Raw genomic sequence first — 17,298 nt, forward strand, 5'->3', positions numbered from 1 at the left:
ACCGCTACGCGGTCTGGTCCGCCTCCCCGCACAGCGGGGAGGTATAAAATCCGCGCCGGAACGACGGGCCGCCGTTGAGCCTTTTTCGCTTAGGTTAAGTCGAAATCGGCTCAACTTTTTGGTAGTCGCGCAATTTTTCCGAAAAGTGATGCCACTTTATCGGATTGCGCTCCGGTTCCGGCGCGTCCTTATTGATTTACATGAAAAAGTATCCCGATTTATCGGGAGACTTTTTTATGAGGCCCCCTATGCGTCACACCTTCTTCTGCATTGATGGTCACACCGCCGGTAATCCGGTGCGTCTGGTGGCGGGCGGTGCGCCGCTGCTGCGCGGCACCAGCATGTCCGAACGGCGGCAGGACTTCCTGACCCGCTTCGACTGGATCCGGACCGGACTGTGTTATGAGCCGCGCGGTCACGACATGATGTCGGGCGGCTTCCTCTATCCGCCGACGCGCGAGGACACCGACGCCGGTATCCTGTTTATCGAAACCTCCGGCTGCCTGCCCATGTGCGGCCACGGCACCATCGGCATGGTGACCTTCGCGCTGGAAAACGGCCTGATCACGCCGCGCACGCCGGGCAGGCTGAAGCTCGAAGTGCCCGCCGGGCTTATCGACATCGACTATAAAACCGACGGCCCCAGGGTGACGGCGGTCAGGATCACCAATGTCCCGGCCTATCTGGCCAAAACCGGTATTGAGATAGACGTGCCGGACTTCGGCGCGATCACGCTCGATGTCTCTTACGGCGGCAACTACTACGCTATTATCGAGCCCACCCAAGACGGCCCCTATACCGGCCTCGACGCTCTGGGGGCCGCGCGCCTCATCGAACTGAGCCGCACCATCCGCGCCCTGGTGCGTGAGGTCTATGAGCCCGTGCACCCGCTCGACCCGACCATTCGCGGCGTCAGCCACGTCCTGTGGGCCGACGCCCCCAAAAACGCGGAGGGGGACGCGACGCCCGCCCACGGTCGCAACGCGGTCTTTTACGGCGAACGCGCCATCGACCGCTCGCCCTGCGGCACCGGGACCTCTGCGCGGCTGGCGCACCTGCACGCCACGGGCCGCCTGAAGGTGGGAGAGCCCTTTATCCACCAGAGCTATATCTGTAGCCGCTTTACCGGCGTGGTGACGAAAGAGGTCGATCTCAACGGTCAGCCCGCCATCATCCCGTCCATCGAAGGCTCGGCGATCTCAACCGGCTTCAACACGATCTGGATCGACCGCGAAGATCAGTTCTGGGACGGTTTTCAGGTCGTCTGACCGCTCAGCCCCCTCACTCCGTCAACGGAGCGGGCCGCGGATAGCCGTTGCCCGCTCCGGGCGTTTGTGACAAAGGGTTTGCGGCTCACATTATACGCAGAATCAGGTTACAGATATTGACTTGTTAGCGTTAGCGACACAATGTTACCAGAAGCGTATAACATATAAACCCAAACAAGAGTTCCCCATGGCGCTGGTCGTTCAAACGCTCTCCGAACAGATCTTTACCCTCGTCCGGGACCGGATCATTTCCGGGTCCCTGCCCGTGGAGGTCGCCATCCGTCAGGACGCCCTGGCGGCGGAGCTGGGGGTCAGCAAGATCCCTCTGCGTGAGGCGCTGGTGCGTCTGGAGCAGGAAGGCCTCCTCAGCTCTCAGGCCAATCGCGGTTTCTTCGTGCGCCCCATGACCGCCTCTGAGGCCGAAGAAGTCTATGCCCTGCGCCTGAAGATCGAGCCGGAAGCCGTGGCGCAGGCCGCCGCCCTGGCTACGCCCGCCGACCACAAGGCGGCCCGTGAGGCGCTGGAGGCGCTGGACCGTGCCGCCTCGGAAGATCACAAGAGCGAAGTCGGTCGGCTGAACCGCGCCTTCCACCTGTCGCTGGTGCGCCCGCTGGGCCGTCAGGTGACCTTGCAGATCATCGAACGCCTCAACATCATCGCCGAGCGCTACGTCTCCAAGCACCTTGAGCCCGCCGGCCGCGACGACCGCGCGCATCAGGAACACTCCACGCTTCTCGATCTGTGGATGCGCGGCAAGGGCGAAGAGGCGTCCGAACTGATGCACGCGCATATCGCCGAAACGCTCTACGATCTGCGCAAGGAATTCGAGAACGACAAGCGGGCCTGATACCCAGGGTCATTGAAAATGACTCTGGGTATGCCTTCGTTGGTATGCCCCCCCCCAGCGCAGCAAAACCGTCACACTCGAACGGTAAGAAGCTCCCGTTTCCGGGAGCTTTTTTCATGCGTCTGCCCTGTCTTGCCTTGACCATTCTGATCGCTCTCACCGGCCGCGTCCACGCCGAAGAGGCGCGCGCCTGGCTGGCCGGGGATCACCATGTCCACAGCCGCTTTTCCGGCAAGCGCGCCGAAGACGGCACCTATGTGCTGGGCAAGGACGGCATCTACACCCTGCCCGACAATGCCCGCCACGCCCGCCAGTACGGCCTGAGCTGGGTCGTGCTGATCGACCACGGTGGCGAAGGCCTGTCGAAACTGCGCTACGAACAGGCCTATCCGGAGTTTTTACAGGCGCGTCAGGCAGTGCCGGACCTGATCCAGTTCTTTGGTATGGAACTCGATACGCCGGGCGGCGACCATTCGAGCCTGATCATGGCCATCGACCCGCAGGAGGCCGAGACGCTGCGCCATCTCGAAAGCACCTATGCGGCCCATGAAACGAAAGACCCGGCCCGTGACGACCCGGCGCGCATGATCGCGGCGCTGGCCGAGATGCAGGGGCTGACCCCCCGCCCGCTCGTCATCGCCAATCACCCGTCGCGCGGCGCGTCTTCGCCCGATGGCTATGGCCGCCATACGCCGCAATCCCTGCGCCGATGGATGGACACCGCCCCCGACGTCGCCATCGGCATGGAAGGCGCGCCGGGCCATCAGGGGGCCAGCCTCAAGATCGGGGCGACGCCCGACACCCTGCGCAAGCGCGGCTATTACGAGCAGTCGCCGACCTATGGCGGGTTTGACGCCATGACGGCGCGCTTGGGCGGCGTGTGGGACGGACTTCTGGGCGAAGGCCGCCACTTCGTGGTTACCGCCACCTCGGACTCGCACCGCAATGTCGCCGACGGCGGCGAAGACTTCTGGCCCGGTCAGTACGCCAAGACCTGGGTCAAGGCGCGCAAGGACCCGGCGGACATTCTCGACGGCCTGCGCAAGGGCCGCGTCTTCGTGGCCACCGGCGATCTGGTCAGCGAACTGGATATGGACATCGCCGGGGCCAATCTGGGCGACACGGCAGAGGTCAAAAAGGGCCAGACGGTGCGCGTCTCGGTACGCCTGCGCACGCCCGCCGGGCCGAACGCCCACGGCGATCACCCGCAATTAGAGCGCGTGGACCTGATCATGGGGGACGTGACCGGACAGGTGGCTGAGCGCAACCCAACGACCCGCGTGGTGAAGAGCTTTACCCCCGCCGACTGGACGCGCGAGGGGGAGGTCATCACCCTGAACTGGGCCTTTACCGCCACCACCGACGCCTATCTGCGTCTGCGCGGCACAGCGACCGATGAGGCCGAGCCCCTGCCCGATCCGCTGGGTGAAAACCCGTGGCCGGACCTGTGGGTCTATGGCAGCCCGGTCTATATCGAGGTGCGGTAAACCCGTATGGAGCGGGATGATTTTAAAATAGAAGCCTCATCCCGCTCAAAATTTTTTTGTTTTATCGCGATATTTTTGTCGAAAACCGCTCACACTTTTCGACATATCGCTCTAAACAGCGCGCTCGTGCGTAGAACGCGCATGACCCAGACACCCGACCCCTCCGATACGCCCGCCCCCGAAATCGCCGCCTGCGGCACGGTCTGCCGCGAGGGCCTGACCGTCTATTTCGATGGGTCCTGTGCCCTTTGTTCCACCGAAATCCGCTACTATTCGGCGCGCGCGAGCGAAGCCCTGCGCTTTGTCGATGTGGCCGACCACGCGGTGACGCCTGAGCCCGACCTGCCGCGTGAGGCGGCGCTGAAACGCCTGCACGTGCGTCAGCCCGATGGCTCGCTACTGTCCGGGGCACAGGCCTTCATCGCCATCTGGTCGCAGGTGCCCGGCTGGCGCTGGCTGGCGCGGCTGGCCCGCCTGCCCGGCGTGGCGTGGTGTCTTGAGCGCGCCTACCGCGCCTTCCTGCCCGTGCGTCCCACCCTGTCGCGCCTCGCCCGCGCTTTGGGGGCCCGACCGGTGCGCTAGATCATAATGTTTTTGGCAAAAACATTATGATCTCGCATTTTTTTGCCCCTCGCCGGGTACGGGCTCCGCCACCTTGGCCGCCGCCGCAATGGCGGCTTGAGCGGAATGATTTGAAAGAAATCCTTCCGCTTTAGTCTTCTAATCTAAACGTCGCCACGCGCCGTATAGGTATCCAGAAGCGCTTCTGATTTCGAGTTTATCGCCACGTTCGGCATCCCCCAACAGACGGAGACTAAACCCATGATTAAGCGCAATCTATTGCATAAGCTGACCATCGCCCTCTTGGCCACCAGCCTGACCCTGCCGGCCGCCGCCATGGCCCACGATCACGGCGCCAAGCCCACCACGACCATCGTCGAGACCGCCGCCGGCAATCCGAACTTCAGCACGCTGGTCGCGGCGGTGAAGGCCGCCGATCTGGTCGGCACCCTGTCCGGTCCCGGTCCCTTCACGGTGTTTGCCCCGACCAATGCCGCCTTCGACGCCCTGCCGCAGGGCACGGTTGCCACGCTGCTGAAGCCGGAAAACAAGGCCAAGCTGACCAAGGTCCTGACCTATCACGTCGTCGCCGGTAAGGTGAAGGCCGCCGACCTGATCGCCGCCATCAACGCCCATAATGGCAAGTACACCATCACCACCGTCAGCGGCGATACGCTGGTTGCCTCGCTGTCGGGCGGCAAGGTGCTGCTGACCGACGAAGCGGGCGGTGTGGCCACCGTCACCACAACCGACCTCTATCAGAAGAACGGCGTCATACACGTCATCGACAAGGTCGTTCTGCCGAAATAACCCTGCCTGTACAGAGGTCCGGAGCTGCGTTCCGGACCTCTTTTCTGTCCGCCCGGAAAGGTCACGCAATGGATATCATCGTCAATATCGCCATCGGCCTGTCCCTGCTGGTCGTGCTGGCGACCTTCATCATGGGCATGTTCGCCTTTGCCCAGAACGGCAAGGAGGCGGGCGCCAGGCTCAACAAGGCGATGGAATGGCGCGTGCGTACCCAGATTATCGCCATCGGCATCCTGATCCTCAGCATGGCGATCAAGGCCGGGTCGTGACGTTTTCCGGAATTGGAAGGTCAATCTTGTCGGTTCGTTAACATGACAATGTTATCAAAAGGCGGGGTAACCTGTCTGCCGATTGCCTATGCCCAACCTGTTCCGCTCTGTTTCGTACCACCCGCACCTTTTGCGTCAGGCCTATCGCACCCTGGGACCGATGCTGGTGGTCAATCTGGCCTGCGTGCTCGGGACCAGCCTTCTGCTCGACGTTGGAAACCATCCTCTGCTGTTTGGATGGGTGGTGGTGCATATAACGGTCATCCTGATCCGCGGCGGCTCGTGGGCGCGTTTTCATCAGGACAAGCGTAACTGGCGGCGCAAGAGCGATTATCAGTCCTGGAAGGCCAGCTACACGGCGGGCCTGCTGGTGTCCGGCAGCCTGTGGTCGGCTCTGGCCCTCTATCTGTTTGCCAAACATCCTGAGACGGCCTCCGTCGAAGCGCAGTACGCCGTCCTGATCATCCTGTCGGCGCTGGCGGGCGGCGCCACCGGGGTTACCTCCAGCTTTGCGCGCGCCGGCAGCGTCTATATCGGCCTGCTGCTGCTGCCCGCCTCCCTGACCCTCCTGACCCACGACCACATACATCGCACCCTGGGCCTGCTGGGCCTGATCTTCTGCGGCGTCATGCTGGTGACGCTTCGCGGCAATCATCGCCTGCTGGTGCGTAATCTCACTCTCGAAGACCGCAATCTCAGCCTGATCAAGCAGCTCAGCGAGGTCAATCACGCGCTGGAGGAAAAGGTGATCGAGCGCACCGAGAGTCTGGCCAGACTGGCGCATACGGACAAGCTGACGGGCCTTCTCAACCGTTACGGCCTGTTCGACTGGCACCAGAAGCGCCTGGCGCACGCACCAACCAGCCGCACGGCCGTCTTCTTCCTCGATCTCGACCGTTTCAAGCAGGTCAATGACGCCCTCAGCCACGAGGCCGGCGACAAGGTGCTGAGCGCCATCGCCCGTCAGATCGAGGCGGTGGCCCCGGCGGACGCCCGGCTGGCGCGCTGGGGCGGTGATGAGTTTGTTCTGGCCTGCCCCGTTAACGGCGACCTCAACGACCTTGTCGATCAGGTCTCCGACGCCGTGTCGCACGCCGTCGATATTCCGCTGAACATCGAAGGCACCGACCTCAAACTGGGGGTCAGTATCGGCTGGGCCTGTCATCCCGACCATGACAAGACCTTCCCGGACATCATCCACGCTGCCGATCTGGCCACCACCGAGGTCAAGCGCAGCGGCCGCGGCCGGACGCTGGCCTTTGACGAAACCTTTGCCGAAAGCCTGCGTCGCCGCTTCAACCTCAGCCGCGCCCTCAGCGAAGCCATCGGCAGCGACGCGCTTCAGGTCGCCTATCAGCCGATCGTCTGCGCCCGCACCCGGGCGCTATTGTCCTATGAGGCCCTGTGTCGCTGGCATCATCCGCAACTGGGCCTCATCCGACCGGATGAATTTATCCGTCTGGCCGAAGACACCGACCGCATCGTCGCACTGGGCAACTGGGTCCTGGAACGCGCCTGCGCCGATGCGGCCCACTGGCGGCGCAAAGGCCTCACCGCCAAGGTGGCGGTCAATGTCTCGGTCAAACAACTGACGCTCGACACCTTTGCGCTGCATCTGGTGTCCATACTGGCGCGTACCGGTCTGGCCCCGTCCTGTCTGGAGATCGAAGTGACCGAAAGCGTTTTCGATGACGGTCATATCGAACAGGTGACCCAGACGATCAAACACCTCAAGACGCTGGGCGTGCATATCCATATCGACGATTTCGGCACCGGCTATTCGTCTCTGTCGCGCCTGCGCCACCTCAATGCCAATGGCATCAAGATAGATCAGTCCTTCGTCGCCGACCTCAACGGTCAGAGTAAGGCCATTATCGAAAGCACCATACTGATCGCCCGTGCCTTTGACCTGACCATCGTGGCCGAAGGGGTGGAAACGGACGAACAGCGCGAAACCCTGCGCACGCTGGGCGTGGATCAGCTTCAGGGCTATCTGCTGGGCCGCCCGCAGCGCCTGAGCGATATTCTCGACGCGGGCATGACGAGCGAGACCGCCGCCTGACGCTAAAAAACCCCGGAGCCTTCGCCCCGGGGTTATTCATTCAGAGCCGAACGTCAGATCAGAACTGCCAGTTCAGGCCGACAAACACCGTGCGGCCCGACGTCGTGGTGTTCCACAGACGCTTGGCCCCGCGCGCGGCGTCGCCGCCCGGCCAGAAGCTGTTGTACTGGATTTCCTTCTCGTCGGTCAGGTTGATGCCGTCCAGCGTCAGGCGCAGTTTCGGCGTCACCTGCCAGAAGGCCGCCGCGTCCACATAGGTGGTCGAGGCAAAGCCACCGCCGTCGATCGGATAGTCCGAGCGGAAGTTTTCGGAGACGCGCGCCCCCCATTTGGCGGTTTCATAATAGATGGTCAGGTTGTGGTTGACGTCCGACACGCCCCACAGCGGCCCCTTCACATCGACGCCCTGCACCGAATTGATCGTCGTGGTGTCGATAAAGGTGACATTGGCGACCATGCCCAGATTGTTGAACGGCGCGGGCAGGAAGACGAAATCCGTCTGACCGCTCAGCTCAAAGCCCGTCAGCTTGACGTTATTGAGGTTGATCGGACGGGTATATTCGTTGACCGTGCTGTTGGCCGTCACCCCGGCGCTCAGACCTTCGGGCAGGCCGGTCGAGGCGTAGGAGACATTCGTCACCTTCTTCGACACGACCAGATTGTCGATGTCCTTATGGAAGACGCCGCCGGTAACCATGCCGACGCGACCGAAATACCATTCGACGCCGAAGTCGTACTCGTTCGACTTATAGGGTTCGAGATTGGGATTGCCGGTCGAGACGGTGATGGTGTTGGTGGTGGTGTCATTGCCGACCGTACCGTTCATGGCATAGGCCGACAGCGACGGACGGTTGAGGTTCTGCGACACGGCCATGCGAACCTGCACATTGTCGGATGCCTCAACCACCAGGTTGAAGGCCGGCAGGGTGCCCGAATAGGTCTTCGACGTCGTCACCGGCTTCGTCGTGCCGTTGACGCTCATAAAGCCTTCGGAGGTCAGTTCCGTCTCATAGCCGCGCAGACCGAAATTGCCGCGCACCGGACGGCCCCCCAGCGTGCTCTTGAAATCGACCTGGGCATAGGCGGCATTGGTGTCTTCGGTGACGCTGTAATCGGCATTGCGCACCCAGTTCACCGTGCGCGTCACGCCGTAATAGTTGAGCGCCTTGTCGAAGTCGGCAATCACCCACGACTGGTCCTTATGGCCGGTGAACAGCTTGTAATAGCTGTTGACCTTGTCGTCCGGACGGCTGCCCCAGGTGCCGTTTTCCCACTCGCCCTTCAGCAGGTCGTCATTGGTGTACTGACGGCCCGAATTCTTGAAGCTGCGATAGGACAGGCCGCCCTTGAAGGTCAGGCTGTCGCTATAGGCATAGACGGCGTTGATCTCGGCATTTTCCAGCTCGGTCGTCTGATAGCTGCTGAAAAAGTCGATTTCGTGGGCGCGGTAGTTGTTCGGGTCGGTCGTGTCCCACTTGTAGGTATTGCGACCGTAGAACGGATCCTGCGTATAGTCGGTGATCAGGCCGCCAAAAGCTTCCATATAGAACTTGTCCGAATAGGGCAGGTCGTAGGTGGACTTTTCCTTGCCGATATGGCCGTTGATATTCAGCGAGTCCGACACCTGCCAGTCGGCGGTCAGGACCGCCTGATCGAAGGTGTTTTCGGCCTTCTGACGGCGGGTTTCGGTAGCGAAGACCGTATTATCGACGTCAGCATAGAGGACGCTGTAGTACGAATCGTACTTGATCGAATTCAGGCTGGGGGCCTTCTGCGCCGAGGCCGGGATGCCCGAATGGGTCATGGCCGTGCCAAGGATGGTCGAGCCGACGCTGGCGCGGGTGGCCAGGTGCAGCTCGTCGCGGTCATTGGTGAATTCGCCGTGCAGCGCGTCGAGCGTCAGGGTCAGGTTTTCGACCGGACGCCATTGCAGGGCAGCGGTGATGCCAAGGCGCGTCTGGTCCGAACCCCACACCGACAGGCGGTTGCCGCGCTGGAAGACCAGCAGGCCGGCGGTGGCCAGCGCCTGATCGGCAGCGCTCAGCTTGCTGACATTTTCCGCACGCGCCTTCTGATTGCCCGCGCCGTAGGTGTTGTAGCCCTGCTCCTGCGTCTGACGCTCGCCATAGGCGACCGAGATCAGGGCCCCGAACTTGCCGTCGTGATTGTACGACAGCATGGCCGCGCCGCGCTTCTGGAAGTCTTCGGTGTTGGAATTGGTCCCGCCTTGCAGCGAGAAGGCGCCCTTCAGGCCCGGCTTATAGTCGAACGGCTTGGCGGTATAGAGACCGACCGTCCCGGCCATGCCGCCTTCGTCCTGCTCGGCCGAGAAGGACTTTTTCACATCGACCTTGTTGAACAGGTCAGAGGCGAACAGGTTGAAGTCGAAGGCACGGTCGCGCGAGGTCTGACCACGCGAATCCATCGGCGAATCGACATTGCCCAGCACTTCCATGCCGTTGAGCTGCACGCGGGTGAAGTCCGGCCCCAGACCGCGCAGGGACACGCGACGGCCTTCGCCGCCTTCGCGGTTGATGGCGACGCCCGGCAGGCGTTGCAGCGATTCGGCGAGGTTCAGATCGGGGAATTTGGCCATATCCTCAGCGACGATGACGTCGGAGACGATATCCGAATTGCGCTTCAGGGCGCGCGCCTGACCCAGCGACTTGCGGAAGCCGCGCACGACGACCTCTTGCGCCTCATCGCCCGCCGGCGACACCGTGTTGACCTCTTCGGTTTGCGCCAAAGCCGGCGCGGCGTGGATAAGCGACAGGGACAGGGACAGGACACCGAAGGCGGCCCCCGCCAGCAGCGTTTTTTGCGAAACAGACATGAAAACAGCTCCCAAAACCGTCGCAAAGGGGAGGACGCGACGGATTAAGGCGGCCTTAAGTTTTATTTATGAAAATGACTTGTCATACATAATACAGTTTGATGACACCGCACATCTAACGGTGTTCGCCTGGCTTTTGGCGTCGTTTTGTCATCTGAGCGTGATACGGGCGCTACAGACGCTTTTGACAACTGAAAAAGGGCACGCCCATGACCCGCCGTTCGACCCGCCTGCTGATGGCGGCCTTTGCCGCCGCCCTCACCGCCCTGCCCGTCGTCGCAGCGGCGCAATCTCTGGAACCGTCCGCCCCCGCCGGTCTGCACATGAACGACCTTCAGGCGGTGGGCACGCACAACAGCTACAAGATCGCCATTCCGCCGAAGGAACTGGCCCTGATCGCCGCACGCAATGCGCAGGGGGCACAGTCGCTCGATTACGGCCACCTGCCTCTGGCGACGCAGCTCGATCTGGGAATGCGTCAGTTGGAGATCGACTTCGTCTATGATCCCGATGGTGACCGCTACGCCCATCCCCGCCTGCCGCAGATCAGCGGCGAACCCTATGACGGCAGCGATATGGACAGGCCGGGCTTCAAGGTGCTGCACATGCCCGATGTCGATGTGCGCAGCCACTGCCACACCTTCGTCCAGTGCCTGACACAGATCCGCGACTGGTCCGACGCCCACCCCGGTCACGTGCCGCTGCTGATCATGATGAACGCCAAGGACGGTGCCCCCAGCCTCGACGGTGGCGTCAAGCCGCTCGATTACGACGCGAAGGCCTTTGACGCGCTGGACGCCGAAATCCGCTCGGTCTTCGGGCCTGAGCGCCTGATTACGCCGGATGAGGTGCGCGGCACGCACAAAACCCTGCGCGAAGGGGCGATGGCCGGCGGCTGGCCCGCGCTGGAGGCGGCGCGCGGCAAGGTCTTCTTCGCGCTGGACGAAGGGCCGCAAAAGGTGGCCGTCTATATGCGCGGCCATGCCTCGCTGGAGGGCCTGCCCGTCTTCGTCAATTCGGTGTCGGAAGACGCCGACCACGCCGCCTATTTCACCCTCAACGACCCGGTGAAACAGTTTGAGCGTATTCAGGCGGCGGTGAAGGCGGGCTTTATGGTGCGCACCCGTGCCGACGATTCGACAACCGAAGCGCGCCGTAACGATCTTCGCCGTTTCGCCAGGGCGCTGGCCTCCGGTGCCCAGTATATTTCTACCGACTATCCGACGCCGCGCAGTGACTGGAGCCCTTATCAGGTACGGCTGCCCGATGGGATGAGCGCCCGCGCCAACCCGGTGCGCCCGCCGCAAACGCGTCCGTAAGCGGGGGCCGCGGTTACCCTAAGTCAAGTGCGGCCCCACTACACGGAAGGATAGACGTTGCGACGCAGTAATGCCCTATTCTCTATACTATTGTGAACACAATTATCCGGGGTTTCAGAGACTGGAAACTTCGCCCGAAGGGCATTTATTTCGTTTTTTTAGATCGCCTCAGTTGACTTCACGCGCAAACTGCTGTTTTGGGGAAGGAAAGGTAACAAGGATTCTTGGTTATGGAAGAACAAAACAAGCTGACCGATCTGGTTGTCGATATTGTCACCGCCTATGTCGGTAATAATTCGGTACCCGCGTCTGAATTGCCCGCTCTGATTCACTCGGTGCACAAGGCGCTGGGCGGTTTGACCGGCGAACCGGAAGCAAAGGTCGAAGAAGCCAAGACCCCGGCCGTGTCTATCAAAAAGTCGATCTCGGACGACTACATTATTTGTCTGGAAGACGGTCGCAAGTTCAAGTCGCTGAAGCGTCACCTGCGCACCAAGTACAATATGAGCCCCGAAGAATACCGCGCCAAGTGGAACCTGCCGAAGGATTACCCGATGGTCGCCCCCAACTATGCCGCGGCGCGCTCCAACCTTGCCAAGCAGATGGGCCTCGGCACCGGTGGCCGTCAGGCCGCCCGCAAGCCGCGCAAGGCGTCGTAAGCCTCAGACCACAGACGTTAAAAAGCGGCAGGCCTCAGCGCCTGCCGTTTTTTTTAGAGCGTTTTTCGCTCAAGTGGATACCGGTTGAGCGTGAAAAAACGCGACAAAACAGAAATTTAGAGCGCCATCCGACAAAGCGGCGCTATGGCTGCGGGGGGCCGAAATGACGGCGCATCACCCCTTCGATGCCGGACAAAAGCGACCGGCGTTCGGCCTCATTCATCTGACGGCTTTCCGGCGGCAGGTGCGCAAAGGTGTCGGGCTGAGGATCGGCAATGTGCAGGCGGAACATCTCACGCCAGTAGGCGCGGTCGGCCGCGCTCAGGCCGGCCATGGCGGCAAGGGCCTGATTGAAGACCACCGCCGGGTCCTCCAGCGGGTTGGCATAGCTGCCCCACCAGAAATTGGCCAGCATACCGAACGGTCCCTCGGCCGTGACCTGATGCCACCAGTAGCGCGGGATAAACAGGACGTCGCCGGGCGCCAGCGTCACGCTCTGCGCGTGCACGAAGGCCTGTTTCAGGCGTGGATAGGTTTCGAAATCGGGCGTATCGAGGTCGGCAATGCCGATGGGACGTCCCGAAGGCGTATGGCCTAACGGGCCGATATAGAGGTTGGCGACCTGTTCCGGCGGGAACAGCAGGAAGTGCCGCTGCCCAGCTACCAGACAGGCCAGGTTGAGGTCGTGATCATTATGCAGGGCCGCGCGCGTCGCATTGCCGATCCACAGACGCGGCCCGATCTCCGGCGGCAGCAGGGGCATGGGGTTTTGCGCGGCAAAGTCAGGGGCGTGGTCGCGGGCCGGGGCCGATTGCAGATAAAGACCCGGCGGCATGGGATGGCCGCTCAGGCGGATCAGGGTGGCCACCACCTCGGAAAGGGTCTGCTGCGCGCGGCTGAAATTCAGCGCCTCCAGATCAGGCGTGTAACCGAAGCGACCTTTCAGGTGCGCACTGGCCGTCAGCACCCCGGCGGGGCGACCGTTGTCGAGGCCTTGCAGATAGGTCGCCAGCGCCGTGACGCCTTCTTGCGCCCGCTGAACCGCGGGCCAGTGTGCGACCAGCCCGCGCACGACAAAGGGCGCACTCGCCTGCCGGATGCGCGTCCGCATCGTCGTCTCATCGGCGCGCTCGATCGCCTCCACTTCGCGGCTCATCCGGCCTCCCATCGTCTTTAATCACAGCTGTTGGTGCCTCGCCGGCTGGCGGCTTGGGATTCGCCGTTTGATAGCGCCAAACACCGGCAAAGGGCAGGGTTTACGGCGTAAAATTTCCGCGTCCAGGGTTTAAACGGCAAAACCAATGCGGCAAAAATGTTACATTTCCGAGACAGGCCTTGGCATCGACCACGCACAGGCTTTAATTTAAAATTTTGTTTTTATTTATCTTTCTCAAACCCTGCAAAAACAACCCTGTTTGAAATGACAACGCTGGTCAATATTTTTTAAATCAAATTGTTTTAATCCATTTTCAAAAGCCACCACTTATTATAATCCTATAAATGTCAGCGCTGTCAGGCTTCGGCCTGTTGGTTAATCCCGCGTGTCATGGACGGGCGGGCAATAAAAAAGTGGTTACAGGTTTCGGGAAGCTCATCGACGGGCCAAAGCACACGCAGTGTCGTGTTGCTTTCGCAATTCTGCCTCCCCGGAACCCTTTTTTTGAGATGAAGAGCGGTCAGGGAGGACTTGAATCATGACAGTTAAGTTGAAGCACGGCGTTTCCGCTATGGCGCTTCTGATTTCGGCAGGCATAGCCATGGGCGGTGCGGCTCAGGCGCAAACCGCTGCCAAGGCGGACGAGCCTCAGGAAGTCGTCGTCGTCGGCGCGCGCAAGGCCTTGCAAAGCGCGCAGCAGATCAAGAAGAACGCCGACACGGTCGTTGACTCGATCACGGCCAACGACATCGGGGCCTTCCCCGACAAGTCGGTCGCCGAAGCGCTGCAACGCGTCGCCGGCATCACCGTCAACCGCTTTGCCGCCACGGGCGACACGGCGCACTTCTCGGCCGAACCGTCGGGCGTGGTGGTGCGCGGCCTGCAACAGGTCCGCTCGGAATTTAACGGCCGTGACATCTTCACCGCCGACTCCAACCGTGGCCTGTCGTGGTCGGACGTCTCGCCGGAACTGATGGGTGGCGTGGATGTCTATAAAAACCAGACCGCGGAACTGATCGAAGGCGGTATCGCCGGTACGGTCAATCTGCGCACCCGCCTGCCGTTCGATCAGAAGGGTCGCCTGCTGGCGGCGACAGCGGAATACACCTATGGCGACCTGGCCAAAAAGGGTGCGGCCACCTTCTCCGGCATCTATTCCGACCGTTTTGAGACTGACCTCGGCGAATTCGGCGTGATGATCAACGCCGCCCATTCCGAAGTGAACACCAATTCGGAAGGCATCCAGCTCGGTCGTATGGCGGTCGTGCAGGCCCCGGCCATCTGGGGCACCTCGGACAAGCGCTATATCCCGACCAGCATCGCCCTGCGCGACAATGTCTATAACCGCGTGCGCGACGGCATTGCCGCCGCTGCCCAGTGGAAGAGCAACGACGGCAATATTACCGCCACGCTGCAATATAACCAGTCCAAGAAGCGCGAGCAGTGGGAAGAATATGTTTCCACCTCGAACGTCCCCGTGGACGTATGGGCTAAGGATATCGAGTACGTCAACACGGCGACGGGCAATACGGCGGCCTGTAAGGCCGGTACGACCTGCACCTTCGACTCCAATGGTTTCCTGCAGAAGGGCACGCTGCTCAGCACGCCGGATACCTGGTTCGGCCGTGCCGCCCGCACCCCGACGGGCCTCGCCGACAACGATTTCTTCGCCTGCTATAACTGGCAGGCCTGCTACAGCCCCGTGGGATACGGCACGACCTTCAGCACGGGCAGCCGCTACAGCGACAGCGTCAATGACACGCGCGACACCTCGTTTAACCTGAAGTGGCGCATTAACGACAAGCTGACGGCCAATTTTGACATCCAGCACGTCGAAGCGACCCAGACCAATTACGACATCACCGTCGATATGAACACGCAGGCCGATACGACCTGGGATCTGACGGGGGACCTGCCGCAAATCAAAATCGCCAACGGCTCGAACTTCAACATGGCCACCGGCGGGGTCGCCAATCCGCAAAACTACCGTATCCATGACATCATGGACCACGTGACCGATTCGGACGGCACCGAAGACGCCTTCCGCGCCGATATGCAGTACAGCTTCGATTCGCCCTGGCTCAACATGCTGAAGTTCGGCGTCCGTTACGCCGACCGTGAGCAGACCGTGCGCTGGACCACCTATAACTGGGCCAACGTCACCAATACCTGGAGCGACAACAACACCTACGACAACTACTTCATCACCGGTGCCAACTTCCCGAACAAGAACGCCTATGGCGTGCGCACGCTGGACCCCGACTTCTTCGGCGGCGATCGCACCAACGCCAGCTCGGCCGTCTTCTTCGCCATGGACCTGCTGAAGGACCAGCAAAAGCTGGCCAACACCTTCAACAGCACGGCCTATACGGCGGGCGGCACCAACGCCTGGGTGCCGGTGTGCAAGCGCACCAACCTTGTCGATGGCTGCTTCCGTCCGGCTGAAATCGCCGAAGTGTCCGAAGTCACCAAGGCGGCCTATCTGCAACTGAAGTTCGGTGGCGACGAAGCCCTGCTGTTCGGCAAGTTCCCGGTCACGGGTAATATCGGCGTGCGCTACGTCAAGACCGATAACGAAAGCATCGGCGGCACCAACTTCGGGGCGGGCTCCATTGTCTATGCGACGACGCCGACGAGCGATATTGCTACTACCGTCAACGGTGTAACGACGACACGGACGGTGCTGAACTCCACCTACTTCATCACCCAGGCCGATCGCAACTTTATTGCCGTCAATACCAACCGCGCGCCGAACGTGGCCACGCATGAGCACTGGTTGCCCAGCTTCAACGCCCGTATCGGTATCGCCGACGACTGGTTTATGCGGATTGCGGCTTCGCGCGCCATGTCGCGCCCCGACATCGGCAACCTGAAGGCCTATACGTCGGTGGGCTTCACCATCCCGTCTCAGTCGGAGCTGGTGTGTGGCGTCACCGTCGTCTGTGCCAATAATGCGCTTCCCGTCACCCCGGCCAATGCCAGCAATATCCAGAGCCTGATCCTGACCTATACGGCGGATGCCAACAACCCGTACCTGAAGCCGGTGACGGCGGATCAGTTCGACCTGTCATTCGAAAACTACTTCTCTTCGACCGGTTCGTTCACCTTCTCGCTGTTCTATAAACAGTTCCACGACTACATCACGCAGGGCGTTTACTTCCGTAACGTCACCAACAACGGCGTGACGCGCAGCGTGCGCACCCGCGGCCCGATCAATTCGGACGGCGGCGCGATCAAGGGCTGGGAACTGGCCTACAAGCGCTTCTTCGACAACCTGCCCTCTCCGTGGAACGGCCTCGGCATCGACGTCAACTATACCATGCTCAGCAACAAGGGCATCAAGTCGTCGAACGTCGTCGTCAATTCCGGCGACGGCACGGCGGGCCAAACGGGTGGCGGCACGTCCGTCGCGGCCAATTCGTTCACCGATCTGCCGCTGGAAGGCCTGTCGGACAAGACCTTCAACCTGGTCGGTATGTACGAAAAGGGGGCATGGTCGGCGCGTCTGGCCTATAACTGGCGTTCGGAATATCTCGTGACGTCGCAGGACTGCTGTATCGCTCTGCCGATCTGGCAAAAGTCGGCAGGCTATCTCGATGCCCGTCTGGCCTACCGCTTCAACGAGCAGGTCGAAGTGTCGCTGGAAGGCACCAACCTCCTCAACACCCGCACCGAGCTGATGCAGCAGGTCGATGGGGCCACTCAGAGCAGCCCGAACGATACCCGCCTGCTTCTGCCGAATGCCTGGTTCCAGAACGACCGTCGCCTTCAGGCGCAGGTTCGTCTGAAGTTCTAAGCCTGAGCCGTCCGCACCTCTTATCCGGGGTACGGACGGTGCCTCCCCTGCGCAGGGGTTTCGGTTTCTGCGCAATCTCTCCCTCCGTAAGTTGCGGAAAAACTTGTCGGGACGCATCACACAACGGTGGTGCGTCCTGTTTTTATCCACGTGGGAAGGCTTCGGGAAAGGCTTGGGGGACGGCAAGGAACAGGCGCAAAAGGACGATGTCCGCCGGGTGCACTCTGATCG

The 17,298-nt window shown here is 61.4% G+C and carries 12 protein-coding genes; 10 read left to right on the forward strand and 2 right to left on the reverse strand.

What is annotated here, in order from left to right:
* Positions 1-248 precede the first annotated feature (248 nt).
* The 7 genes from PQU94_RS15695 to PQU94_RS15725 all read left to right on the forward strand — a co-directional run bounded on the left by PQU94_RS15695 (position 249) and on the right by PQU94_RS15725 (position 7,304).
* Entirely contained in the window at positions 249-1,268 is a 1,020-nt protein-coding gene (locus PQU94_RS15695) for a 4-hydroxyproline epimerase (protein ID WP_338736362.1), read from the forward strand.
* Positions 1,269-1,455: 187 nt separating this feature from the next.
* A complete protein-coding gene (locus PQU94_RS15700) occupies positions 1,456-2,115 on the forward strand; it encodes a GntR family transcriptional regulator (protein WP_272742381.1) in 660 nt (219 codons plus the stop codon).
* A 116-nt stretch (positions 2,116-2,231) separates the two neighbouring features.
* Positions 2,232-3,602 carry a CehA/McbA family metallohydrolase domain-containing protein gene (locus tag PQU94_RS15705; protein WP_272742382.1) on the forward strand — a complete coding sequence of 457 codons (1,371 nt, stop codon included), beginning with the start codon at positions 2,232-2,234 and terminating at the stop codon, positions 3,600-3,602.
* Between the two features lie 141 nt (positions 3,603-3,743).
* Positions 3,744-4,184, forward strand: coding sequence for a thiol-disulfide oxidoreductase DCC family protein (locus PQU94_RS15710; RefSeq protein WP_272742383.1), 441 nt, complete (start codon positions 3,744-3,746; stop codon positions 4,182-4,184).
* A gap of 240 nt (positions 4,185-4,424) precedes the next feature.
* Positions 4,425-4,973, forward strand: a complete 549-nt coding sequence (locus PQU94_RS15715; RefSeq protein ID WP_272742384.1) for a fasciclin domain-containing protein — start codon at positions 4,425-4,427, stop codon at positions 4,971-4,973.
* A 68-nt stretch (positions 4,974-5,041) separates the two neighbouring features.
* Positions 5,042-5,242, forward strand: a complete 201-nt coding sequence (locus tag PQU94_RS15720; protein ID WP_272742385.1) for an HIG1 domain-containing protein — start codon at positions 5,042-5,044, stop codon at positions 5,240-5,242.
* Positions 5,243-5,330: 88 nt separating this feature from the next.
* Entirely contained in the window at positions 5,331-7,304 is a 1,974-nt protein-coding gene (locus tag PQU94_RS15725; protein WP_272742386.1) for a putative bifunctional diguanylate cyclase/phosphodiesterase, read from the forward strand.
* Positions 7,305-7,362: 58 nt separating this feature from the next.
* Here PQU94_RS15725 and PQU94_RS15730 read toward each other — a convergent pair whose 3' ends face one another.
* A complete protein-coding gene (locus PQU94_RS15730; RefSeq protein WP_272742387.1) occupies positions 7,363-10,137 on the reverse strand; it encodes a TonB-dependent receptor in 2,775 nt (924 codons plus the stop codon).
* A 209-nt stretch (positions 10,138-10,346) separates the two neighbouring features.
* Between PQU94_RS15730 and PQU94_RS15735 the strand changes: the two genes are divergently transcribed.
* Positions 10,347-11,456, forward strand: coding sequence for a phosphatidylinositol-specific phospholipase C1-like protein (locus PQU94_RS15735; RefSeq protein ID WP_272742388.1), 1,110 nt, complete (start codon positions 10,347-10,349; stop codon positions 11,454-11,456).
* Between the two features lie 230 nt (positions 11,457-11,686).
* Positions 11,687-12,115, forward strand: a complete 429-nt coding sequence (locus tag PQU94_RS15740; protein WP_272742389.1) for a Ros/MucR family transcriptional regulator — start codon at positions 11,687-11,689, stop codon at positions 12,113-12,115.
* 142 nt (positions 12,116-12,257) lie between these two features.
* Here the strand turns inward: PQU94_RS15740 and PQU94_RS15745 are convergent, their stop codons facing one another.
* A complete protein-coding gene (locus PQU94_RS15745) occupies positions 12,258-13,271 on the reverse strand; it encodes a cupin-like domain-containing protein (protein ID WP_272742390.1) in 1,014 nt (337 codons plus the stop codon).
* A 538-nt stretch (positions 13,272-13,809) separates the two neighbouring features.
* On the opposite strand from PQU94_RS15745, the gene PQU94_RS15750 reads away from it, so the two are divergent.
* Positions 13,810-17,067, forward strand: a complete 3,258-nt coding sequence (locus tag PQU94_RS15750) for a TonB-dependent receptor (protein WP_272742391.1) — start codon at positions 13,810-13,812, stop codon at positions 17,065-17,067.
* The last annotated feature ends 231 nt before the right edge of the window (positions 17,068-17,298 follow it).

The sequence above is a fragment of the Asticcacaulis currens genome (genome assembly GCF_028550395.1).
Lineage (GTDB): Bacteria > Pseudomonadota > Alphaproteobacteria > Caulobacterales > Caulobacteraceae > Asticcacaulis > Asticcacaulis currens.

Coding starts and splice junctions, on each gene's coding strand:
- PQU94_RS15695 (WP_338736362.1), top strand. CDS start 249: ATGCGTCACACCTTCTTCTGCATTGATGGTCACACCGCCGGTAATCCG.
- PQU94_RS15700 (WP_272742381.1), top strand. CDS start 1,456: ATGGCGCTGGTCGTTCAAACGCTCTCCGAACAGATCTTTACCCTCGTC.
- PQU94_RS15705 (WP_272742382.1), top strand. CDS start 2,232: ATGCGTCTGCCCTGTCTTGCCTTGACCATTCTGATCGCTCTCACCGGC.
- PQU94_RS15710 (WP_272742383.1), top strand. CDS start 3,744: ATGACCCAGACACCCGACCCCTCCGATACGCCCGCCCCCGAAATCGCC.
- PQU94_RS15715 (WP_272742384.1), top strand. CDS start 4,425: ATGATTAAGCGCAATCTATTGCATAAGCTGACCATCGCCCTCTTGGCC.
- PQU94_RS15720 (WP_272742385.1), top strand. CDS start 5,042: ATGGATATCATCGTCAATATCGCCATCGGCCTGTCCCTGCTGGTCGTG.
- PQU94_RS15725 (WP_272742386.1), top strand. CDS start 5,331: ATGCCCAACCTGTTCCGCTCTGTTTCGTACCACCCGCACCTTTTGCGT.
- PQU94_RS15730 (WP_272742387.1), bottom strand. CDS start 10,137: ATGTCTGTTTCGCAAAAAACGCTGCTGGCGGGGGCCGCCTTCGGTGTC.
- PQU94_RS15735 (WP_272742388.1), top strand. CDS start 10,347: ATGACCCGCCGTTCGACCCGCCTGCTGATGGCGGCCTTTGCCGCCGCC.
- PQU94_RS15740 (WP_272742389.1), top strand. CDS start 11,687: ATGGAAGAACAAAACAAGCTGACCGATCTGGTTGTCGATATTGTCACC.
- PQU94_RS15745 (WP_272742390.1), bottom strand. CDS start 13,271: ATGAGCCGCGAAGTGGAGGCGATCGAGCGCGCCGATGAGACGACGATG.
- PQU94_RS15750 (WP_272742391.1), top strand. CDS start 13,810: ATGACAGTTAAGTTGAAGCACGGCGTTTCCGCTATGGCGCTTCTGATT.